Below are 22,646 nucleotides of genomic sequence, written 5' to 3'. Positions count from 1 at the left end.
GGCGCATGGCGCGGGTGGCGTGCGGTTACTAGGGTGCGACCTGTGCAGCCACAGATGTTCGTCCCTGCGCCGGAACCGAAACGGCAGGCCCGGCGGCGCGGCCTGATCGTGCTGGCCGTCGCCGTGGCCGCGCTGGTGGCGGTCGTCGCGTTGCCGGTGGGGTTCTTCGGGATCCGCTACGCCCTGTACGAGACCGGGCCGTACTCGACGCTGCCCAAGGTCTGCGACACGCTGACCAGCACGGACGTGCGGCGGCTGATCGGGGACGCGACGGTCTCGGACTCCTCGGCGGTCTTCGACGACACGGACGCGATCACGGGCGACGACACCAACGGCTGCATCGTCTCGTGGATCGAGGACGGGCCGGCCTCGATGGCGATCAACGTGACCTACTACTTCCGCGAGTGGAACAAGAGCAGCACGGGCCACGCCGCGCAGATCTACGCGATCCTGGCCGACCTGCATCGCACCGAGACCCCGATCTCGATCGTCGCGGAGACGCCGGTCGTGGGCGCGGGGGACCGGGGCGTGTGCGTGGCGTCGCAGCCGCTCGGCGGGGTGTCGTACCAGTGCTCGGTCCTGGCCGGCAACGCGGTGGTCAACCTGCAGTTCCAGGTGCCGGGCACGCCGATCGAGGAGCTGCTGCACGGGGAGAAGCTCACCCGCGAGCAGCTGGCGGACGCGGCGAAGTCGGCGACGGTGAGCTATGCGGTGCCGTTCGCGCGGGACGTGGTGGCGGGACTGTCCTGACTGACTCCTCAGTGGAGCCTTGACACGCCGACCTACGCTGCGCCGCATGATCAACGGGGGATATGTCAGGCGCACGCTGTGCGCCATCGCGGCGGCCGGGCTGCTGGCCGCCTGCTCGCCGGGCACGGAGGCGGGCACCACTGAGGATCTCGGCAGCGTGCCGTCCGTGGCACCGGTGAAGCACTTCGGGCCGGACGGGTTCGGCACGATCACGGTCGGGGTCTCCGAGAAGGATGCGTTGGCCGGCGGCGAGCTGCAGGTCGCGCCGGTCTCGACCGTGCTCGGCAAGAACGTGTACTCGTTCGTCGGCGGGCCGGCGCCGGATCCGGCGCGGATGGCCGCGGACGAGGAGCTGGAGAAGGCGGTCGAGGAGGCGGATCGCAATCCGGGCACGTCCGCGCAGGAGGCGGCGGACGACGCGCAGACGTACGCGGACTCGACCGTGCGGATCGCGGACCGGCTGATCGCGTTCCTCGACGCGGGCGGTGCCGCGTTCCGGGACGGCAGCCTCGAGGTGGTCGCGGCGCCGAAGGACGCCACCACGGCCGAGGGGATCAAGCGCGGGTCGACGCTCGCGGAGCTGCAGGCGGCGTACGGGAGCAAGGGTCTGACGAAGAGCTCCGACACCGCGTACACGCTGGCCGCGGCCGGGCACGAGGGGTGGACGCTGCTGTTCGAGCTGGAGGGCGACACGATCGCCTACATGTCGCTGGGCAAGTAGGCCCGTGGACTTCCGGCCACCATCCTGATTGAATCGACTGACGTCGATTAATGGGGTGGAATATGCGCTGGCGGAGCCGGATCGTCCCGATCACGCTGGCAGTCCTGTCGGCCACGGTCCCCGCCGGGACCGTGGCCGCCGTCGCGTCAGCGGCCGGCGCGCGCCACGTCACCTCTGCCACGGACCCGCCGGTCACCAACCCGTTCGCCGGTGCCCACGGCTACGTCGACCCCGACTGGTCCGCGTCCGTGCGGGCCGCCGCCGCGCAGGGCGGCGACCTCGCCCCCGCGATGACCGCGGTCTCGCACCGTCCCACCGCCGTCTGGCTCGACTCGATCGCCGCCGTCGACGGCACCCCGGCCCGCCGCGGCCTTCGCGCCCACCTCGACGCCGCCCTCGCCCAGCAGGACCGCGACGGCACCCCCGTCGTGATCACCCTGGTCCTCTACAACCTGCCGAACCGCAGCTGCGCGCACGCCCCGACCGGCGAGCTGACCGTCCCCGGCGACGGCCTGACCGCGTACCGCACGCGCTTCATCGACCCGATCACCACGATCCTGTCCGACCCGGCCTATCGGGCCCTGCGGATCGCCACGGTCGTCGAACCCGACTCACTCGGGAACCAGATCACCACAAGCTATCCATGGTACGAGTGTGAGCAGGCCAGACAGGCCGGCGTCTACCTCGACGCCATCCCCTACGCGCTGTCCCGCCTGCACGAGCTCCCGCACGTCTCCGCCTACCTCGACGTCACCGCCTCGAACCAGATCGGCTGGCCCGGGGATCTCCAGGCCGCCGCCACCCTGGTCCGCGCCGCGGCCGACCGTACGCCCGGCGGTGTCGGCAGCGTCGACGGGTTCGCCGTCAACGTCGCCGACTACGACCCGGTCGACGAGCCGTTCCTCGACATCGGCATGACCCGCAACGGCGTGCCGATCATCCAGACCCGGTGGGTCGACTGGAACGACCACCTGGAGGAGTCCACGTTCGTCGACGCGATGCACGCCCGCCTGGTCGCGGCCGGTTTCCCCGACCGGATCGGCGCGCTGGTGGACACGTCCCGCAACGGCTGGGGCGGCCCGGCCCGTCCGGTCGCGCCCAGCGTCTCCACCGACATCAACACGTTCGTCGACCAGAGCAAGGTGGACCGCCGCCAGGTCCGGTTCACCTGGTGCAACCAGGCCGGGGCCGGGCTGGGCGAGCCGCCGCGCGCCACCCCGCGCCCGCACGTGCACGCGTACGCCTGGGTCAAGCAGCCCGGCATCTCCGACGGCAGCCTCACCCAGGACGTGCGCTGCGACCCGCACGGCGAGATGCCGCCGCCCCGCGGCACCAGCCGCCCGACGAACGCGATGGCCGGCGCGCCCCCGCGCGGCGAATGGTTCCCGGCCGCGTTCACCGGCCTGGTGCGCAACGCCTACCCGCCGGTGGGGTGAGGCCGGTCACCTCGGACAAAATGCTTGAGTTTCTCATTTATTGTTTCAAGCATGAGTGAGCAGAGCATGACCAGGGTCCGGCTGCGCCACGCCGGCGGCCCCGAGGCCCTGACGGTCGAGACCGGCCCGGTACCGGTGCCCGGCGCCGGCCAGGTTCTCCTTCGCACCGAGGCGGCCGGGGTCGCGTTCAACGACGTCACCACCAGGCAGGGACTCAACCCGGGCCGGCTGCCGCACGTGCTGGGCTTCGACGCCGTCGGCCGGGTGCTCGCCACCGGGCCGGACGTCACCGGGTTCACCGCCGGGCAGCGCGTCGGCGCACTGGTCGGCACCGGTGGTTACGCGACCCATGTGCTCGCCCCGGCGACCCAGACGGCGCCGCTGCCCGAGGACGCCGACGCGGCGACGCTCGACGCGCTGATGCTCAACTACCTCACCGCGTACCAGATGTTCCACCACATCGCGCGGCCACGGCCCGGCAGCACGGTGCTCGTGCTCGGGGCGGCCGGCGGCGTCGGATCGGCGCTCACCCAGATCGCCCTCTCGGCCGGCGTCACCGTGTACGGCACGTCCAGCCCGCCGCGCCGCGCGCGCGTGGAAGCGCTCGGGGCGACGTGGGCCGCGGACGCGGCCTCGGTGCCGATGCCGGTGGCGGCGACGTTCGACCCGGTCGGCGGCCCGTCGCTCGCCCTGTCCCGCCGCGCCACCGCCCGCGACGGTGTCGTGGTCTCCTACGGGTTCAGCTTCGCGTCCGGCACCGGGCGAACACGCACCCGCGCGCTGGGCGGCATGGTCGCGGCCATCGCCCGCGCCATGCTCACCCCCGGCCCCCGGCTCGTCCTGCACACCGTGGAAGGCGCGGTCAGCAGGAATCCCGCCCGCTTCCGTACCGACATCGACGCCCTGGTCGGGCTGCTGGCCGGCGGCGCGATCACGCCCGAGGTCACCACGCTGCCGCTCGCGCAGGCGGCGGAGGCCCACCGGCTGCTCGAGAGCCGGCAGGTTACCGGCAAGATCGTGCTGCTTCCCTAGGCCGGGGTGTTCATGTCCTGCGTCCCGAGCACCGACAACAGCCTCAACCGGCCCTCCGCCTCGGTGCCGGGCGCGGCGGTGAAGACGATGATGCGCAGGTCCGCGCCGTGCACGGACAGGATGTCGCAGTCCAGGTCGAGCGCGCCGACCTGCGGGTGGTCGACGGTCTTGCGCTCGTTGCCGTACGCGGTCGCGGTCGGGTCCGCCCACAACCGGGCGAACGCGTCGCTGTCGCGGCGCAGCTGCGCGATCATGCCGGCCAGCTCCGGGTCGGCGGGATACCGGGCGGCGGCGTCGCGCAGATCGGTGACCATCGCGGCACGGTAGGAGTCCGGGTCGGGATGCCGGACCCGGCCGGTCTCGCCGTGAAAGAACCGCCAGACCAGGTTGGTCGCACGCGTACCCCTGGGATGGGTGTCGCCGGTCAGCGCGGTCCACAGCTCGTTGTGTTCCAGCAGCGTCCAGGTGGCGTCGAAGACCGCGATGGGCGTGTCCGCGAACCGGTCCAGCAGTCGCTGCACGCTCGGGCCGATCCGGCGCGGCACGGTCCCGGCCGCGCGCGGGGCGTGCCCGGCGAGGCGGCAGGCGAGCTCGTACTCGGCGTCGGACAGCCGCAGGGCCCGCGACAGCGCGGTGAGGACCGCGGCGCTCGGGTGCGCCCGGCCCTGTTCGAGGCGTTTGACGTAGTCGGGCGAGACGCCGGCCAGCCAGGCGACCTCCTCCCGGCGCAGCCCGTCCGTGCGGCGCGTCCCGGCACGGAACGGCAGGCCGACGTCGGCGGGCTGCACCCGGGCGCGCCAGGAGCGCAGCAGCGTGGCGAGGTTCACCAGGCCATTCTCACCCCGGGGGTACGGGTGAGCCTGGCACAAACCGGGCCAGTGTGCCGGTGCCCGGGGCACGCAATGTGATCTCCACACGAACCTGAGGAGCACACATGTACCTCGTCACCGGAGCATCCGGAAACGTCGGCGGGCCGGTCGCCCGGCAACTTCACGAGCAGGGCCTGCCGGTCCGCGCGCTGGTCCGGGACCCGGCCCGCGCCGCGGACCTCCCGGCGGGCGTCGAACGGTTCACCGGCGACCTCGGCGACCTGGAGTCGGTCGTCGCGGCGCTGGACGGCGTCGAGTCGGTCTTCCTCATGCAGACCGGCCCGCAGCTGGACCAGGCAAAGATCATGACCGAGGCGGTACGCAAGGCGGGCGGCCCGCGGATCGTGCTGCTCTCCTCGGTCGGCGCGCGCACGTACCCGCTGGAGGACAACCCGATCGGCCAGGCGCTCGCGGACCGCGAGGAGGTGCTGCGCACGGCCGGGCTGGACGTGACGTACCTGCGGCCGAACACGTTCGCCACGAACGCGCTGTGGTGGCGCGACGAGATCCGGGCCGGCCGGGTGACCGATCCGACCATGCCGGGCCGTACCGTGCCGATCGACCCGGAGGACATCGCGCGGGCCGCCGTCGTCACGCTGACCTCCCCGGACCACGTCGGCCACGGCTACACGCTCACCGGCCCGGAGGCGCTGACCGCCCGCGAGCAGGTCGAGATCCTGGCCGACGTCCTGGACCGGCCGATCGAGTTCGCGGAGACGACCCCGGCGGAGTACGCGGCCGCGTCGATCGCCCGCGGCACCCCGCCGCAGCTGGCCGCCATGATGGAGGCGCTGCAGTCGTCGCTGCGTTTCGGCCGGTCCGCCTTCGTCACGGACGACGTGTTCAACCTGACCGGCACCGCCCCCGGGACGTTCCGGGCCTGGGCGGAACGCCACGCCGCCGCGTTCTGACCCGGGGTCGTCGGACGCCGGGGTTGTCGGACGCCGGGGTTGTCGGACCCGCCGCATAGACTCGCGCCGCTCATTGATGCCAATGGAGGTATGGATGCGGTTCGAGGACGGCTGGGAGATGCCGCAGGAGTGGCGCGAGGCGATGTTCCCGCGTCGCGGGGGCCGGCGGGTGCCGCCGCCGGAGATCGAGCCGGGCGCGGCGGAACGGCTCGCCGCGCTGCTGGACGCCGCCGAGCTGGGCACGGCCGCGGACGCCGAGTACGACCATGAGCTGCGCGCGGAGGGCCGGCGGTTCGCGGCGGACCTGCACCGGCCCGCCGCGGACCTGTCCGCCCGCGGCGCGGCCGCGGCCGCGCTGCTCCTCGACTACAAGCACGCCGAGCCGGCCGCGCAGGCGTGGATCGAGCGTGCCGGACCGGTGTTCGCCGCGCGGGCCGTGGCGGAGCTGGCCGGCATGCTGTTCCACCCGGCCCGGCGCGAGCAGGCGCTCTACCGGCGCTCGCTCAGCCGGGCCGCGCAGGGCGGCTGGGACTGGCAGAACCCGGAGTGCCAGCGGCACGGCGAGGACCAGAGCGTGCTGGTGCACACCGCGGCGACGGTCCGGGCGCATCTCGCGTCCGCGGCCGACGCGGACTACGCGGCGGCCGTCGACGTGCTCGGCGGCTACCGCGGCGGGCCGCTGCCGCAGCGGATCATCGCGACGTTCCTGGTCCCGGGCCGGCCCGGCTGGGCCGATGCGGACATCGCCGCGCTGCCGGGCTGGTTCGCGGACTACGCGAAGCCGCCCGGCCGGTTCCACGGGCTGCTCGCGTTCTGCCTCGAATCGGCCGACCAGGCGCACCGGCTCTCCGCCATGCTGACCTCGGGCGCGCTCAAGGACCTCCGGCTCGGCATCGGCGCCGGGTGGCGCCGCCCGCACGCGTTCGTCGCCACGATCCTCGACGCGCTCGGCCCGGCCGGCGTACCGCTGCTGACCGGCGACCCGCTCTTCCGGGAAGCGGCCGGTTTCCAGCACAGCTTCCAGCGGGAGATCCAGACCGAGGGCCTGGAGGTGCTGCTGTCCATCCCCACGGACGAGGCGCTGCACGCGGTCATCTGGGACACCGTCGACACCCGCCAGCTCGACTTCCACCGGCTCGGCGTGCTCACCCGCGACCCGGCCCGCGCGCTGCGGGTCCTGGCCGCGGATCGCGACACCGCGCTCGCCCACGACGTCCTCGGCCTGCAGGTGCTGACCAAGCCCGCGCTGCTGGACCTGCTCGGCGACGACGACCGGGCGCGCGTCATGGCCGTCGTCGGCGACGGCAGCACGGTCGGCACCCGATTCGCCGACATGCTCGACCGCTACGACCTGCACCGCGAGCGCCAGAGCCCGTGGCGGCGCTACCAGGTCTTCCACGGCGCACCCGAACGCAAGAAGGTCATCTCCTGGCTGGCCTCGATCCCCACCGACGAGGCCTTCGCCCTGCTGGCCGCGCGCGCCGACCGCAAGTACGTACGGCAGGCGGTCACGCAGGTCGCCGCCCGCGAGCCCGCTCGGGCACTGCGCGTACTGGCCGGCCTGACCCCGGACCGTCCCGAGGCGGCCGAGGTGGTGGCCGAGCTGCTGCACCACCACGTGCTCGCCCACCCGGACACGGTCATCGCGCTGCTGCCGGACCTGGATCCGCAGGCCCGTGCCCGCGTCGAGGCGTCACTGACGACCGCCCCGGCCGCGACCGGCCCGATCGTCCCGGACGACGCGCTGCCCGCGGCGCTGCGCACCGTCACGAAGGCGAAGGCGCTGCCCGGCTGGCTGTCGGTCGCGACGCTGCCGCCGATCCGGGTGCCCGGCCACGACGGCGCGCTGCCGGAACCGGCCGTGCGGCAGCTGCTGGCACTACTCACCCGGTCCACGTTCGCGGTGCCGCACCCCGGCCTGGCCGAGGTCCGCGAGACCTGCGACCGGGCAAGCCTGGCCGCGTTCGGCTGGGCGCTGTTCACCCAGTGGCAGACCGCGGACCACCCGGCCGCCGACAAACAGGCGCTGCACGCGCTCGCGTTCCTCGGCGACAACTCCACCGTCCCGCAGGTGTCCGCACTGATCCCGGAGTGGGCGTTCGGCGCCGCCGCCCGCGTCAAGTCCGGACTGGAGGTGCTCGGCGCGATCGGCACCGACGTCGCCCTCACCCACCTGCAACGCGTCGCCCGCAAGGCGAGACAGAAGGGCTTCCGCGCGCTGGCCGAGGCGAAACTCGCCCAGATCGCCCAGGCCCGCGGCCTGACCCCGGCCGAACTCGCCGACCGGATCGTGCCCGACCTCGGCCTCGCCGCCGACGGCCGCCTCACGCTCGACTTCGGGCCACGGCAGTTCACCGTCACCTTCGACGAGAAACTGCACCCCACCGTCAGCGACGCCGACGGCCGCCCGCTCAAGGGCCTGCCACGTGTGGTCGCGGCCGACGACGCCACGCTCGCCGCCGAGGCCAAGCGCACGTTCGCCGCACTGAAGAAGGACGCCCGCCAGCTCGCGAGCGAACGCGGCCGGGCCCTGGAGGAGGCCATGCTGACCGGCCGGACCTGGTCCGTGCCGGACTTCCGGGCGCTCGTGCTCGGCCACCCCGTCGTCCGGCACCTCGCCCGCGCGCTGCTCTGGCGGGTCGACGGCGGCCCCGGCTTCCGGGTGGCCGAGGACGGCAGCCTCGCCGACGCCGACGAGAAGACGCTCACGCTCGCCGACGACCAGCGCGTCGGCCTCTACCACCCGGCCACGGCCGGCCCCGAACGCGCCGCTTGGGCGGAGATCTTCGCCGACTACGAGACGTTCCAGCCGTTCCCGCAGGTCGCCCGCGAGGTCCACCGGTTGTCCGAGGCTCAGGCAGCCACGGCCACGCTGGCCGACTTCACCGGCGGCCAGACCGACGACCGCGCGCTGTTCGTGCTCGCCGCCCGCGGCTGGCAGCTGGCCGGCGGGCTGATCGAACGCGCATGGCCCGGCGGCTACATCACCCAGATCGCCTTCTGGCCCGACTACAACCCGCTCTACTCCGACTCGTCCGAGCTACGCACGCTGTCCACGGTCACCGTCTCCGGCCCGCCGGACGCGGTCTTCGGCGACCTCGACCCGATCGCGGCCTCGGAGGTGCTGCGCGAGGCCCACCGCCTGGTGGCCCGCACCTGATCGTCGGCCGTCCGTCCCCGGTTCCTGCCGGGGACGGACCCCTTCTGACGTGCTAATTCCCGCACGCGATGCGGTGTGTGGGCGAGCTGCCGGAACCATCCAGTCCGACAATCTGTAGCGTGTTGGTAACTTCCCGTACTCGTCGGTGGGTCGGCGGGTCCTTTCTCGTGGTCCCGCTGGTGGCCGGCCTGGTATTCCTCGCATCCGGGCCCGCCGAACGGCTCGACACCAGCGACAAGCTGGCGAGCGTGGCCGGACTGGCGGTCGGCGTACTGTCGCTGGCCGTCGGCCTGCTGGCCCTGCTCGTCGGCCGGAAGCCGGCTCCACCCGTGCCCCCCGAGGACCAGCTGGCCGTACTGGTCAGGCGGCAATGGGCGGCGGAGGCCACGGCACGCATGCTCGACCGGCCCGGCCCGCTGCGGATCCGGTGGGCATCCACCGCCCGCCCGGTCAGCGCCACCCCCGCAGAGATCCTGGGCGACGTCGTCCCGGGACGGCCGACCCGCCTGCACCTGACCGGCGACGTCCGCGATCTCGCCGACGTCCTGACCCGGCTGCCCATGCGGCAGATCGTGGTACTCGGCGCGCCCGGAGCCGGCAAGTCGATGATGCTGCTGATCCTCACCCTCGAACTCCTGGCCGTCCGCAACACCACCGATCCCGTCCCGGTACTGTTCACACTCCCGTCCTGGCAGCCCGGCGAACAGCTGAACGACTGGCTGATCCGCCGCCTCGCCGAGGACTATCCCGCCCTCGGAGACCGCGCGACCATCGAGACCCTCGTCGCGCACGGCCGGATCCTGCCGCTCCTCGACGGCCTCGACGAACTCCCGCCGACCCGGCGCATCGAGGTCTTCGACCACCTCAACACCGCCTTCGGCGGCGGCGGCGCCTTCGTCGTCTCCTGCCGCACCGACGACTTCGAGGCGGCAACCGACAACCGGGGTACGCCGCTGGCCCGCGCCGCCGTCATCGAACTCCAGGGCGCCCGCACGGACGACGTCATCGCCTTCCTGTCCGCCGGACAGATCAACGGCGGGCAGCGATGGTCAGCGGTCGCCGACGAGATCCGCACCCGGCCGGACGGCACGCTTGGCCGGGTACTGGCCACGCCGCTGAATGCCTACCTGGCTCGGGCCGCCTACGGACAGCCGTCCCGCGACCCCGCGGATCTCGTCAACACGGCCCGGCGCTCATCGGCCAGGCAGACGGAGCACCATCTCCTGGCCGGATACATCCCGGCGATCTACCCCTCGGGTAGAGAGGAGCGATGGCTGCGCGTGCTGGCCCGGCATCTGGACCGCAGCGGACAGCAGGACATCGCCTGGTGGCGCCTGAAAGATCTGATCGGGAACTGGCCGCTGGCGGCCGGCCTCGCCTATGTCGTTGTCGTGCTGCTCGCCTATCAACTTTGTTTTGTGGGTAATGGCCTCTTTTATGGACTGGTCTATGCCGCCGGGGAATGGAAACCATGCTCGTATCTGGCTTGCCTTGCGTTCGGTTATCTCGGTGGACGGTTGGCAGGCGGGTATGCCGGGCAAGGGCGGGACCGTGCGGCGCTGAAAAGACTTCGAGACGCCCTTTTTATCGGCTGCGCCGCTTCAGGTATTGCATTTTCACAAGGTCTACCCTTCCTTATGAATAGCTACGTGCATGCATGGGAGATTTTTTTACCTGGGCTCGGAATGACGCTTGGATTGCTTATTGCGACACATGTCTATAGTGGCGGACTGCTCTTCTGGGTACCGCTCGTGGCTGCCGTTTTTGGGACTGCTGTGATCGTAGTGTGGGTGGAGGGATCTGGCTACCTCACGGTATGCGTGTCTGCTATCTGCCCAATGTTGCTACGCTTCTCCGGCTTCGTTGGATCTCGTGAATTTCTCGGAGATGCAGTCGTTGCGGGATCAGCGGCTGCGATTGCCAATTCAGGTTACGGGTATTCCGATACGGTTATGCTTGTGGGGGGCTCCGTTGGGCTTGCGGTGTTCCTTTTCCATAGGGTAATTCGAGGTCGCGGCCTGGTTGTGGCCAACGGGGGTGTCGGTAAGGAAAGGTTGTTGAAAGTGGGTAGGGTGCTAGTCGCCGGAACGTTTTCCTCGGCGGCGGTTGTTGCGTTGCTTGTATTTGTTGCCGTAATTCCCGGCAATCTTGATTTGGCATACGTAGTGCTCTATGGAATGCTTGTCGGCTATCCCCTGTGCGTGGTGGTCGGACTGGTTGGTGGGCTGGGTACTCCGAGTGGAGACCTTCCGATCGTCATCCCCCGCTCCGGTCTGAGGCGCGATCGGCGCGTATTGATCGCGGCCGTTCTTGCGATGGCGGTAGTGGCGGTATTTTTTGGATATTACTTCATCGACGGACTCATGTTCATCATCGTCATGGTAATCTCGGTCGCCTCTCGCTGGCCTCAGTTTGCTCTTGCTCGCTTCGTCCTTGCGGTTACGGGACGTTTGCCGTGGCGACTGGTGCACTTCCTCGAAGATGCACATCGGCGCGGCGTTCTCCGCCAAGTGGGCGCTGTATACCAATTTCGGCACGAGCGCCTGCAAAGCCACCTCGCTCAAGACAACCAGGTCTACACCGACATGGCCGTTCCCGGACCGATGGCCCTGCATATCGGCTCAGCCCGTACGGATGGCTACGAGCGCCATACCTCGGCCCGCCCAGTTTCCGGACAGTAGCCACGTAGCCCCGGTGCGGCTTTGAACTCTCCGACCGAGTCCGAGGCGCGGAAGAGGCTCCGGTTCAAGAAGCGTCTTCGGACGAAGCACCTGGCACGCCCGACCCAGCCCGCGTCGTTCCTGGGCGTGGAACCGCGCGATCCACCCTGGTCACGACCTCTGCCACGGCCGAGTCCGCATCCAGTTCCCAGCCCCGGGTGTACGCCGCAGCGAACCCGTCGCGGCCCAGCACGCCCCGGCCGCGCCCGGTGAGCGCGCGGACCTGCGGGTCGGTGTGATCGTGGGCGCCGCGCAGGCGGGCGGCGGCGCCCAGCAGGACGGCCGAGGCATGCGGGTGACCACGCGCCTCGGCCAGCGCGGCCGCGTACACGGCGACCGGCGCCAGCACGGGCAGCTCCCGGATCTCCAGCCCCACCTCGTAGGCCGCCCCGAGCGCGCCCCCCGCGCCGTCCAGGTCGCCGCGCGCCAGGCAAAGGCCCGCGCGCGTGACCGCGATCAGCGGCCGGGCCCGGGTGGCCGGGAACGCGAGGTCCCGGCGCAGGGCCCGCTCCGCGTCGTCGAGCAGAGCGGCGGCCCGGTCCAGGTCACCGAGCCCGACCCGGATCGCCGCCTCCTCCGCGTCGACGAGTACCCGCAGGTCAGGTGCAGTCCGGGCACGTGCACCGTCGATGACGGCCAGTGCGCGGCCGGGATCGTCCCGCCGCAGGCACAGGTCAACCCAGCGCAGGTCGCTGTCGAGCTGGTCGCCGGCGCTGGGCGGCCCGAAACCGGCCGCCAGCGTCCGCGCCTCCTCCAGATCGGACAGTGCCCCGTCGAGGTCGTCATAGCGTCGCAGCCGTGCGCGCATCGGCAGCGTCCCGGCCCGCCCCCAGTGGTCGCCGGCCTGCGCGAACCGGGCCAGCGCCGCCTCCACATGGGTGCGCATCAGGTCCAGCTCGCCCGCGTTCTCCGCGAATTCGGCCTGGAACAGGTGCGCCAGCCCGGCCAGCCACACGTCCTCGCCGTCCGCCAACCGCTGGAAGGCAGCGACCGCGTCCGTGCGACCCTGCAGGAACATCAGGATCGGCCCGATCACCCGGTAATGGCCGGGCAGCCCCGAATCGGCGATCAGCCGGTCGGCCAAACCGTGCATCTCCGCACGGTCGTCCGCGGCCTCCTCGCTGGTGATCCCGGACAGCAGGTCCACACGGCTGAGCAGGTAAGCGGCCCGCGCGCCGTCCCGCTCCGCCGCCCGCGCGCCATCCCGCTCCGACACCCCGACCCCGGCGCCATCCCGCTCAGGCACCCCGACCCCTGCGCTGCCCCGCTCCGGCGCCGGAGTGCCGACTGGCACGGACAGGGCCTGATCCAGCCAGTACGCGGCGTCGGACTGACGCCCGGCCATCTGCCAGTACCAGGTCAGCGTGAGCGCGAGCGTGATCGCGCCGTCCGCGTCCCCGGTGTCGCAGCGGTGGCGCAGGGCAGCGAGCGCGTTGTCGTACTCGGCCCGGATCACCGTCAGAGCCGCCAGCTGGCCAGGCCCGCGCAGCAGCGCGTCCTGCCGGGCCAGCACCGCGGTCACGTGAGCGGCGGCCAGGTCACGCACGGAGCCGATGTCGTGCAGGCGCTCCATGCCGTACCCACGAATGGTTTCCAGCATCCGATAGCGGCCGGGCGTGCGCTGCAGCAACGACCGGTCGACGAGCGCGGACAGCACCTCCGGCACGTCCGGCCCAGGGCAGAGCGCGGCGGCCGCGTCCGCGGTGACGCCGCCGGGCAGGATCGAGACCCGTTCGGCCAGCGTGCGTTCGGGCTCGGTGAGCAGGTCCCAGCTCCAGGCGATCACGGCCCGCAGCGTGCGGTGCCGGGCGGGGCCCGCGCGCGTGCCGGAGGCCAGCAGCCGGAAACGGTCGGTGAGGCCGTCCGCGACCTCGGACAGCGACAGCGTGCGCAGCCGGGCCGCGGCCAGTTCCAGCGCCAGCGGCAGCCCGTCCAGGTCGCGCACTACCCGCGCGATGTCCGGCAGCGTGTCCTCGTCGACCCGGAAGCCGGGGCGCACGGCGGCGGCCCGCTCCGCGAACAACCGCACCGACGCCACGTCACGGGCCTGATCGATGCCGTCACCCGGGCCCGGCAGCGGGAGCGAGGCGAGCGGGACCAGCGCCTCACCGTCGATCGCCAGCGGCTCACGGCTGGTGGCGAGGATCCTCAGCCCCGGGCAGCGCGGCAGCAGCGCCGAGACCAGCTCGGCCACGGCGTTGATCAGATGCTCACAGTTGTCGAACAGCAGCAGGCACCGCAGCGCGCCGATCTCCCCGGCCAGCGCGTCCAGGTCGTCGGCCGGCAGGCGGGCGCCGCGCAGCCCGGCCCCGGCGAGGACCGCGGAGGCGATCTTTGCCGGCTCGGTCACGGACGCGAGGTCCACGAGCCGGGCGCCGTCCCGGTACTCGTGCCGGTGGCGGCGGGCCGCCTCGATCGCGAGCCGGGTCTTTCCGGCGCCACCCGGCCCGAGCACGGTGACCAGGCGCCCGGTGGTCAGCAGCGCGCCGATGCGGTCGAGCTCGTCGTCGCGGCCGACGAAGCTGGTCAGCGGCGCCGGCAGGCTGCGCGGAGACGGCCGATGCCGGGTGGGTTCGTCGGTGCGTAGCGCGTGCAGGTGCCGTTCGCGCAGGGCCGCGCCCGGGTCGGTGCCGAGCGTGTCGGCCAGCGTCTCGCGGATGCGCTCGTAGACCGCGAGCGCGTCGGCCTGCTGGCCCTGTGCGGTGAGCGCGTCCATCAGCAGCGCGGCCGCCCGCTCGTGCACAGGATGCTCGGCCAGCAGCGCGGTCAGCCGGGCGGCGGCCGGCTCGGCCCGGTCCAGGGCCAGTTCTGCGTCGGCGAGGTCGGCGACCGCCTCGATCGACATCCGCGCCAGCCGGGTCGCGACGGTGGGCGCGACCCCGGCGATGACGGCGGGTTCCGCGCCGGGTGGTTCGACCCACAGATCAACAGCCTGCGTGAGTACGGCTGCCGCCGCTGCCGGATCATCGGCCCGCAGCTGCTCCTTGCCGGCGGTGGCCAGCCGCTCGAACCGCAGTGCGTCCACATCGCCGGGTTCGATTGCGAGCCGGTAGCCACCCGGGGCCTGGAGAACTGTCGCCGGGGCGAGGGCGCGGCGCAGCCGGGAGACGAGCGCCTGCAGCGCGTGCTGGGCACCGGGCGGCGGCTCCTCCGGCCAGATCGCGTCGACGAGCACGCCGGGCTCGACCGCGCGGCCCCCGGCGAGCGCCAGCCGGACGAGCAGCGCCTGCAGTCGTGCACCGGGCACGGGCAGGACGGCGTCGCCGGGGGACACCCGTGAAGCGCCGCCCGGAGCCCCCTGAGCGGCGTGGCCGGTAGGCACTTGCGCGGCGTCGGTGGGAGCCACCTGCGGGGCGTCGGTAGGAGGCGAGTGTGCGGCGTCGCCGCGGGCGACCTGTAGCGCGCCGAGCAGCGTGATGCGAAGCCGTGTACCGCTGTCCATAACCCGATCTTCGCGCGTGCATGTCCGGGCGTGCGTCAAGGGGCTGTCCGCACCGCTTTCTGCGCTTGGTGTCAGCGTGACGCCGTGGCCGGCGCGCGAGCCGCTATGTCATGAATTTCGGGTACAGAGTGCCCGCTGATCGAGGTGGGGCGGGGCCTCGACGCCGAGGGCCGGCGACATCCTGGCGGCGGAACCTGTGCGCAGCGGGTCTGGCCGGGTCGGCTGCCACCCACGGCCGGGCGATCCTGTGCCCTCTGCGGGACCTTCACCGCTCCAGGAGGGATATCCACGGCAGAAGGATCATTGACGTCGGCAAAATGGCGTTTTCCGGCGCCGATTGACCGCCATTTTGCCGACGTCAATGATCCTTTGGCTTCCCGCGGTGGCTATGGGGAGCCGTTGCGGGGTTTTCGGCATCGAGGCCGGGATCCGACGTGATCGACCGAGTACCCCATACCCGAAATTTCATGAAATAGGAGCCTGCCGGTGGGCGGCCCGGCATCGACGCCGAACCTCAGCAGCACGCTGAGGTTGAAAAGCCGGCCGAGGTGGCTTCGTGCCTGTTGCCGATCACTCCAGTCGCGACCGGCCGCGGTCTTCCCGTGGTTTCGTGGCCGTTCGTGGTCTGGCCGGCTGTGAGTGGACGGGTCGTACCCGGCGGCGTTGTTGCGTGGGTGGTCTGCCGCGGGCCGGCTGGTCGCGGCGTGGACGCGACCAGCCGCGGAGGTCGCGGGCTTTCCGTGACCACCCACGGATCCGAGGCCGCGGGAGCTCGCGGAACCGGACCACGCCGGAAGCGGGAAATCCAGATCTTGATCTTGATCTTGATTGGTTTGTCGCGTGTGAGCGCTGTGTCTGCCCCGTGTGAGCGGGCGGGCCCACGCTGACCCGCGTCACCGATCGAGAGGAAATACCATGATCGACGCACAGCCGGCCACGACCACGCGCCGCGCCGCCGGGCTGGCGCTCGCCGCCGCGGCCGCCGTCTTCCTGCTCGCCGAGTTCGTCGCGGCCGCGGCCTGGACGGGCGAGCATCCCTACAGTTACACCTACCACTACATCAGTGATCTCGGTGTCCGCGGGCCGCTGGTGGCGCTGGACCAGTACATGTATTCGCCGCTCGACTGGGTCTTCAACAGCGGCTTCTTCCTCTTCGGAGTCCTGGTGATCGCCGGGATCGCGCTGCTGCGCGGCCTGCACGGATGGCGTCGTGCCGCGGTGCTGCTGCTCGGCGTGATCGTCGGCGTGGGGAGCATGGTGCTGGCGTTCTTCCCCGGCGACGGCGAGGCGGACCGGCTGGGGCGGTTCGACTTCCACGGGCTCGGCGCGATGATGGCGATCGTCGGCGGCAACATCCTGATCATCGTGCTCGGCCGGATGTGCGGGCGGCTCGGCGCCGACCGGCGGACCGGGCGGGCAATGGTCGTGCTGGGCGCGTTCGGGCTGGTGTCGCTGGTCGCGTTCGTGACGGTCGCGGGGTCGGGGGCGAACGTCCTGATCGGTCTCGTGGAGCGCTGCGCGGTCTATCCGGTCTTCGCCGGGCTCATCGGCGCGGGGGTGGCGATCTGGCGCCGGCCGGTCGGCTGACGGACCCAGGCGCACTGCGCCGACCTGTGAACCAGCCACGACGTAGCCGGTCCGCGCCTCAGCCATTCCTTAACCGGCCTCGCCGAGGCTGATCTGGCGGTCAGGGTCATGGCCGCACATCGATCACAGGGGGAAGATCATGAACATCCGTGCTCTGCGCCGTACCACCGGTGCCCTGCTCGCCACCGCGGTTGCCGTAGCCGTCGCCGGGCTCGGCGCCGGCACCGCCCACGCGGTGGAGGCGGCCCCGTGCGGGTCCGCGGCGGTCTTCAACACGAAGATCCAGTGGGGTGGGGAGCAGGCGCCGTGGCACGACGACGCCGACCTCACGCTGCTGATCGGGAACCGGAACGTCATCGTCGACAAGGCCACCGTCCCGGCCGGGACCAAGCTGCACTGGTCCGGGCCGAACGGCAAGGGCAACATCACCTTCAAGGCCAAGAACACCTTCACCGGTACGGCGCAGTTCCCGAACGAGGGACCGGTCGGCTACCGCGGCACGCTGGACCGGCTGACCTCGGTCAGCTGCAAGGCCGCCGCGGTGTTCGACACCCAGATCCAGTGGGGCGGGGATCAGGCGCCGTGGCACAACGACGCCGACCTGACCGCCCTGGTGAAGAACCGGCACGTCGTCATCGACCGGAACTCCGCGCCGGCCGGGACGAAGCTGAGCTGGAGCGGCCCGAACGGCAACGCCGACATCGCGCTGCGGGTCGCCAACGAGTTCTCCGGCACGGCGCAGTTCCCGAACGAGGGCCCCGTGGGCTACCGCGGCACTCGCTGACCACAGGTGATGGGACTCGGTCCGATCACGTGCTACCGTGATCGGACCGGGGTCTCATCACTCAGCGGGAGAATCACGATGGACATAGGCGTCTTCCACCTGCCCACCGGCACCTACGAGACCCGGGCCGCCATGGCCGTCCGGGGTGGATCGTTCCGCGACCGGCGCGCGTTCGCCGCGTCCGCGATCCTGGTCCGGCATCCCCAGGGTGATCTGCTGATCGACGCCGGCTTCGGCGCCGGGCTCGCACGGCACCTGGCGATGCTGCCCTGGTACCAGCGCTCACCGCACCGGGCGGGCCGGACCGCCGCCGCGCAGCTCGACGCCGCCGGCTACGACCGCGGCCGGCTGCGCGGCGTCGTGCTCACCCACACGCACTGGGACCACGCGAGCGGCCTCGACGGCTTCGAGGACACGCCGGTCTGGCTGAACGGGGCCGAGCGGCGGTACGCGGCCGGCGCACCGGACAGCGCCGTCTTCCGGCACGTCTCCGCACGCCACGAGATCCGCGCCTACGGCTTCGGAAGCGGCCCCTACCAGGGCTTCCCGGACAGCCACGACGTGCACGGCGACGGGTCCGTGGTCATCGTGCTCGCCGCCGGCCACACGGCCGGCTCGGTGATCGTCTTCGTCACCGACTCCGCCGGCCGGCGCTACGCGTTCATCGGCGACCTGACCTGGCAGCTCGACGGCCTCCACCGCCGCGCCGAGCGGCCCTGGCTGATGCGCAGATTCGCCGACCACGACCCCGCCACGGTACGGACCGGACTGCTGCGGATGGCCGGCCTCGGCGACGGCCTGCAGGTCGTGCCGGCCCACGACCTGCGCGCCTATCAGGGCATTCCCGGCCTGTGACCGTGGGCCGTGCCGTGGACGTCGGCTGCCCGGCCGGTGCGCGTCCCCGAAGCGGCCGACGATAAGCGCCAAGTGGGTATGTTTTGAGTGATAAGTACGCTAAGTCTGGTTTCCTGCGCTACATCCTTATCTGTGCAGCTCAGTCTTCTCGGCCCGCTCAGCGTCACCATCGACCAGCGTGAGGTGGCGCTGGGCGGCCCCAAACAGCGCCTCGTCCTGGCGCTGCTCGCGTTGCGGGCCAACCGGGCCGTCGGGGTCGACGAGCTGATGGACGACCTGTGGGACGAGGACGTGCCGGGCCGGCCCCGCAAGACGCTGCAGGTCTACATCGCACACCTGCGCCGCGCCCTGGACTCCCCACACCGGATCGTCAGCGAGCCGTTCGGGTACCGGCTGTCCCTCGCCGACGACGAGTGCGACCTCTTCCGGTTCAAACGGCTGGTCGCGGACGCGCAGACGGCGGCCGACCCGGATCCGGAACGCGCGGCCGACCGCTACCGCGAGGCCCTCGGCCTGTGGTCCGGCCCGGCACTCGCCGACCTGCGGTCCTTCCCGGTGGTGGAACGGCTGGTACACAAGCTGGACGAACGGCGTGCCGAGGCCGCCGAGGAACGGCTCGCGCTGCTGCTGCGGATCGGACAGATCGCCGAGGCCATTCCGGCCCTGATCGAGCTGACCGAGACCGACCGGTGCCGGGAACGCCCGTGGGCGCTGCTCATGCAGGCCTACTACCAGACCGGCCGGCAGGGCGACGCGCTCGCGATCTATCAGCGGGTACGCGACCTGCTCTTGGACAAGCTCGGCGTCGAGCCCGGACCGGAGCTTCGCCGGATGGAGCGGACGATCCTCACCCAGGACCCACGCCTTCCGGTGGCCACGCCCGTCTCCACCGCGATCACGGTCGCCGACGAGCGGCGGCCGGCCACGTTCATCAGCTTCCACCTCGCCGGATACGACCGGCTGGCCGAGGATCTCGACCTCGAAGATCTGATGGCGGAGGTGGAGGCGTTCCGCGAGCGGATCCGCGCGATCGTCGACGAGTACGGCGGCGTGGTGCACGCGGTGGACGACGGCGGTCTGCTGGCCTGCTTCGGGCATCCGGTCGCGACCGAGGACGACTCCCGCCAGGCGGTCCGGGCCGGGCTGGCCGCGGTCCGGCCCGGCGCCGCCAGCACGCTCGCCGGAGTACGCGCCGGAGTGCACAACGGGCTGGCGCTGTTCAGGGCGGGTAGCCGTACCGCGGTGTTCGGCAGCACGCCCGCGGTCGCAGCCCGGCTGCAGCGCGCCGCGGGCCAGGGCGAGGTCGTGCTCTCCGGTGCGGTGGCGATGATGGTGGGCCCGCACTTCACTTTGGAAGCCAACGCCGACGGCACGTATGTGGTCGTCGGCGAGCAGGCACCCTCGGCGAACGGCCTGCACTGCGGCAACCTGTGGGGCAGAGCCGACGATCTCGCCCAGGTCCGGCAGGCCGCGGCCGCCGACCGCGGCCTCACCGTGCTGCTGCTGTGGGGCGAGGCCGGCATCGGGAAGACGGCGCTGGCCGGGGCCGCGCTGGACCAGCTCGGCGACCGGTACCCGGCCGCGTCCGTGGTGATCCTGCGAGGCGACCGGCACCGGCGCGGCCAGGCCCTGCACCCGGTCGCGGCGGCCCTGGCCGCGTGCTACCGGGACGCGGACCAGTTCCTGCTGGAGCTGCAGCTGGCCGGCGTGACCGGCGACGACGCGGCCCACCTGCTGGGGATGCTCGGCGAACTGGCCGGCTGGGCCGACTGCCCGGAGCCCCGGCAACGCACCGGCGGGGCCCGCCGCCGGGCCGTCCTGACCTGGCTGAGCGCCTGCGCCGGTGACCGGCCGGTCTGCCTGGTCGTCGAGGATCTGCACGATGTGGACCAGGAGACCCGGGACCTGCTCGACGAGGTGGCCGACGAGGTCGGCGGCGGCATCCTGCTGATCACCAGCCGTACCGACGATCTGCCGCCCCGGCTCGCCGCGACCGCCCGCCGGGTACGGCTCGGCCGCCTCCCCTCCGCCGACGCCCGTGCCCTGGTCGTGCAGACGGCCGGCGCCCGGCGGCTGCGGACCGCCACCGTGAACGAGATCGTGCGGCGCTGCGACGGCCATCCGCTGCACCTGCGGGAGCTGACCCTGGCGACCGTCGCCGCCGGCCCCGAGGCGCTCGAGGTGACCGGCGACCTCCCGACGCCGTTGCACGCCTCGCTGCAGGCCCGGCTCGACAGCCTCGGCCCTGCGAAGGCGCTCGCGCAACGGTGCGCGGCCGTGCGCGGGCCGTTCGACCGCGAGCTGGTCGCGCTGCTCTGCGACGAGCGGCACCTCGGCGACCGGGATCCGGCGCTGCTGGAACAGGATCTCACCGAACTGGTGTCCGCCGGGGTGCTGCGCCGGGCGAGCGGACACCGCGAGGGATGCTTCGTCTTCAGCCACGCGCTGCTGGAGGACTGCGCCTACGCCACGCTGCCCCGCGGCGTCCGCGCCGAGCTGCACCGGCGGATCGCCGCGTGGATGAGATCGTCCGGGTCCGCCGAGCCCGGACGGCTGGCGGAACACCTGACCGCCTCCGGTGACATCGCGGGCGCCGTGCAACTGTGGATGAAGGCGTCCGACGAGGCGAGCAAGGCCACGCGGTACGTCGACGCGGTGCGCTACGCCCGGCAGGCACTCCGGCTGATCCCGCAGCTGCCCGCGACCCCGGAGCGGGACGCCACCACCCTGCTGGCCAACATCGTGCTCGCCCACTCGATGGCCGTGACCGGAGCCGCCGACGTGGAGGTCTACACCTCCGCGCTGCGTGCCCGGCGGCTCGCCGTCACGCTGGGCCGGACCGAGATCCTCGGCGCCATCGACGCGCTGATCATTTTTGGACTCCAGGGCATCGGCCGGTACGAGACCGCGGCCCGCCACGGCAGCCGGGTCCTGGCCGCCCCGGAGGCGTCCGGCGGGCTCTACGAGGCGGTGCGCGTCTACCACAGCAGGACGCTGTTCTGGCTCGGACGGCTCGCCGAGGCCGAGGAGGTCGCCGTCACGTCGGCGAGGCTGGCAGCGGTCGACGCCACCTCGTACTTCGGGACCGCGGTCGTGAAGCTCGTCCAGTGCGCGAACCTCACCCTCGCCGGGCTGGCAGCATTCACCGAGGACCGCGGTGAGCACAGCGATCACCTGTTCCGGCAGGCGGACGTGATCGCCCGCCGGGCCGGGGCACTCGACGCGGTCTGCATCACGGACCTGACCTATGCCATCACCCGTCAGCTCGCCGGCGATGTCCCCACCACCCACCGGCTGGCCGAGTCCGCGCTGGAGATCGCGGTGGAGATCGGCAGCGACGGATGGTTCGTCTGGTCGCAGATGCTGCTCGGCTGGGCGGTATCGGTCGGCGGCAACCCGGAGGAGGGCTTGGCGATGATGGCCGAGGCGATCAACCACAGCGGGAAGTCGCAACGGCACCTGCCCTACTTCGGCGCGCTCGCCGCCACCGGCATCCTGGCCGCGGGCCGGCCCGCGGAAGCCCTGGAACGGGCCGTCGCCGCCGTCGAACTGGCCGAGCGGATCGGTGAGCGCCTGCTGCTGCCGTACATCCATCACGTCGTGTCGGACGCCCAGCTGGCGAACGGTCTGCCGGCTGCGGCGGAGGACCACCGGCGGCGGGCACACGCGCTGGCCGAGTTGCAGGGCCAGTGGTGGTTCGTCCGGAATCTGCCCGCTCCGGGCACCTCAGCCATTTCTTAACCGCCCGACCCGACGCTGGCCCGGTGGCCGAGCGAGGCCACCGGCGACCGCCTCAGCAGCGAAAGCCGATGACAGGTTCCCGGCTTCAGTGTCAGTAGGGGGATGGACATGGCTTCCAGATTCGTCGGCCGACGACTCGTGCTCGCGGCGGCGGCCGTCGTCGCACTGGGCGGGCCGGTCATGCTCGGGCAGGGCGCCGGCGCCACGAGGCCCCACCTGGTAGTTCCCAGCAATACACCCAGCGCTGAGGTATCCCTGGAGCCGGAGTCCCCGGCGCCGGTGTCCCCAGCGCCCGCGTCATCGGAGCCTGGGCCTTCAGTGGTCCACACCATCGGGGTGGTGCCCACCGTCGCGGTACAACCGACGGCCGGTGTGGAGACCACGGCCGATACGGCGGAGCCCACGACCGGGGCGGGACCCACGGCAGGAGTCGTCTCACCAGGGCCGGTAGATCCGGTAGATCCCCAGCCTCCTTCGCCGCAGCCAGGGACTACGGCCGCGAAGACACCACTGGTGCCGGCCGCGCCGCCGCAAGCCGCCGCCGCCCCCTCGTCGTCACCCACCGCGAGCCCGTCACCCACCGCGAGCCCGTCACCCACCCCGAGCCCGTCGCCTTCCGCGGCCGCCCCCTCCCCGCC

12 protein-coding genes and 1 pseudogene are annotated in these 22,646 nt (G+C 72.2%); 11 read left to right on the top strand and 2 right to left on the bottom strand.

Annotation, left to right across the window (positions count from 1 at the left end; all coding sequences use genetic code 11):
• Window positions 1-42 precede the first annotated feature (42 nt).
• The 4 genes from OP04_RS38720 (at window position 43) to OP04_RS38705 (ending at window position 3,939) form a co-directional block, all read left to right on the top strand.
• Window positions 43-750 carry a hypothetical protein gene (locus OP04_RS38720; protein WP_157240948.1) on the top strand — a complete coding sequence of 236 codons (708 nt, stop codon included), beginning with the start codon at window positions 43-45 and terminating at the stop codon, window positions 748-750.
• A gap of 46 nt (window positions 751-796) precedes the next feature.
• Window positions 797-1,471, top strand: a complete 675-nt coding sequence (locus OP04_RS50560) for a hypothetical protein (RefSeq protein WP_051799744.1) — start codon at window positions 797-799, stop codon at window positions 1,469-1,471.
• A gap of 62 nt (window positions 1,472-1,533) precedes the next feature.
• On the top strand, window positions 1,534-2,907 hold the full coding sequence (locus OP04_RS38710; RefSeq protein WP_051799743.1) for a glycoside hydrolase family 6 protein: 1,374 nt from the start codon (window positions 1,534-1,536) through the stop codon (window positions 2,905-2,907).
• A gap of 51 nt (window positions 2,908-2,958) precedes the next feature.
• Window positions 2,959-3,939: an alcohol dehydrogenase catalytic domain-containing protein gene (locus tag OP04_RS38705; protein ID WP_085067109.1), complete on the top strand. Its 981-nt coding sequence runs from the start codon at window positions 2,959-2,961 to the stop codon at window positions 3,937-3,939.
• Here the strand turns inward: OP04_RS38705 and OP04_RS38700 are convergent.
• Complete coding sequence (locus OP04_RS38700; RefSeq protein WP_232323901.1) at window positions 3,936-4,766, bottom strand: helix-turn-helix domain-containing protein; 831 nt, start codon at window positions 4,764-4,766, stop codon at window positions 3,936-3,938. The genes OP04_RS38705 and OP04_RS38700 overlap by 4 nt on opposite strands.
• A gap of 107 nt (window positions 4,767-4,873) precedes the next feature.
• Here OP04_RS38700 and OP04_RS38695 point away from each other — a divergent pair, with 107 nt between their 5' ends.
• The 3 genes and pseudogenes from OP04_RS38695 to OP04_RS50550 form a co-directional block, all read left to right on the top strand.
• Window positions 4,874-5,719, top strand: coding sequence for an NAD(P)H-binding protein (locus OP04_RS38695; RefSeq protein ID WP_033344957.1), 846 nt, complete (start codon window positions 4,874-4,876; stop codon window positions 5,717-5,719).
• A 94-nt stretch (window positions 5,720-5,813) separates the two neighbouring features.
• The gene (locus OP04_RS50555) at window positions 5,814-8,879 is read left to right on the top strand and encodes a DUF4132 domain-containing protein (protein WP_051799741.1); all 3,066 of its coding nucleotides are present in this window, start codon (window positions 5,814-5,816) and stop codon (window positions 8,877-8,879) included.
• 167 nt (window positions 8,880-9,046) lie between these two features.
• Window positions 9,047-11,440, top strand: a pseudogene (locus OP04_RS50550) (NACHT domain-containing protein); the annotation flags it as partial.
• A gap of 184 nt (window positions 11,441-11,624) precedes the next feature.
• Here OP04_RS50550 and OP04_RS38680 read toward each other — a convergent pair.
• On the bottom strand, window positions 11,625-15,041 hold the full coding sequence (locus OP04_RS38680) for a BTAD domain-containing putative transcriptional regulator (protein ID WP_051799739.1): 3,417 nt from the start codon (window positions 15,039-15,041) through the stop codon (window positions 11,625-11,627).
• 915 nt (window positions 15,042-15,956) lie between these two features.
• On the opposite strand from OP04_RS38680, the gene OP04_RS38675 reads away from it, so the two are divergent.
• The 4 genes from OP04_RS38675 to OP04_RS38655 all read left to right on the top strand — a co-directional run bounded on the left by OP04_RS38675 (window position 15,957) and on the right by OP04_RS38655 (window position 22,008).
• A complete protein-coding gene (locus OP04_RS38675) occupies window positions 15,957-16,628 on the top strand; it encodes a DUF998 domain-containing protein (RefSeq protein WP_033344956.1) in 672 nt (223 codons plus the stop codon).
• A 139-nt stretch (window positions 16,629-16,767) separates the two neighbouring features.
• Window positions 16,768-17,412 (top strand): hypothetical protein, encoded by a 645-nt coding sequence (locus OP04_RS55010; protein ID WP_198154129.1) that lies wholly within the window; start codon window positions 16,768-16,770, stop codon window positions 17,410-17,412.
• Between the two features lie 78 nt (window positions 17,413-17,490).
• Window positions 17,491-18,267: an MBL fold metallo-hydrolase gene (locus OP04_RS38660; protein WP_033344955.1), complete on the top strand. Its 777-nt coding sequence runs from the start codon at window positions 17,491-17,493 to the stop codon at window positions 18,265-18,267.
• Between the two features lie 132 nt (window positions 18,268-18,399).
• On the top strand, window positions 18,400-22,008 hold the full coding sequence (locus OP04_RS38655) for a BTAD domain-containing putative transcriptional regulator (protein ID WP_033344954.1): 3,609 nt from the start codon (window positions 18,400-18,402) through the stop codon (window positions 22,006-22,008).
• Window positions 22,009-22,646: the final 638 nt, after the last annotated feature.

It is taken from the genome of Catenuloplanes japonicus, from assembly GCF_000717135.1.
GTDB classification, from domain to species: Bacteria; Actinomycetota; Actinomycetes; order Mycobacteriales; family Micromonosporaceae; genus Catenuloplanes; species Catenuloplanes japonicus.
This window is presented reverse-complemented; position numbering and strand designations above follow the sequence as displayed.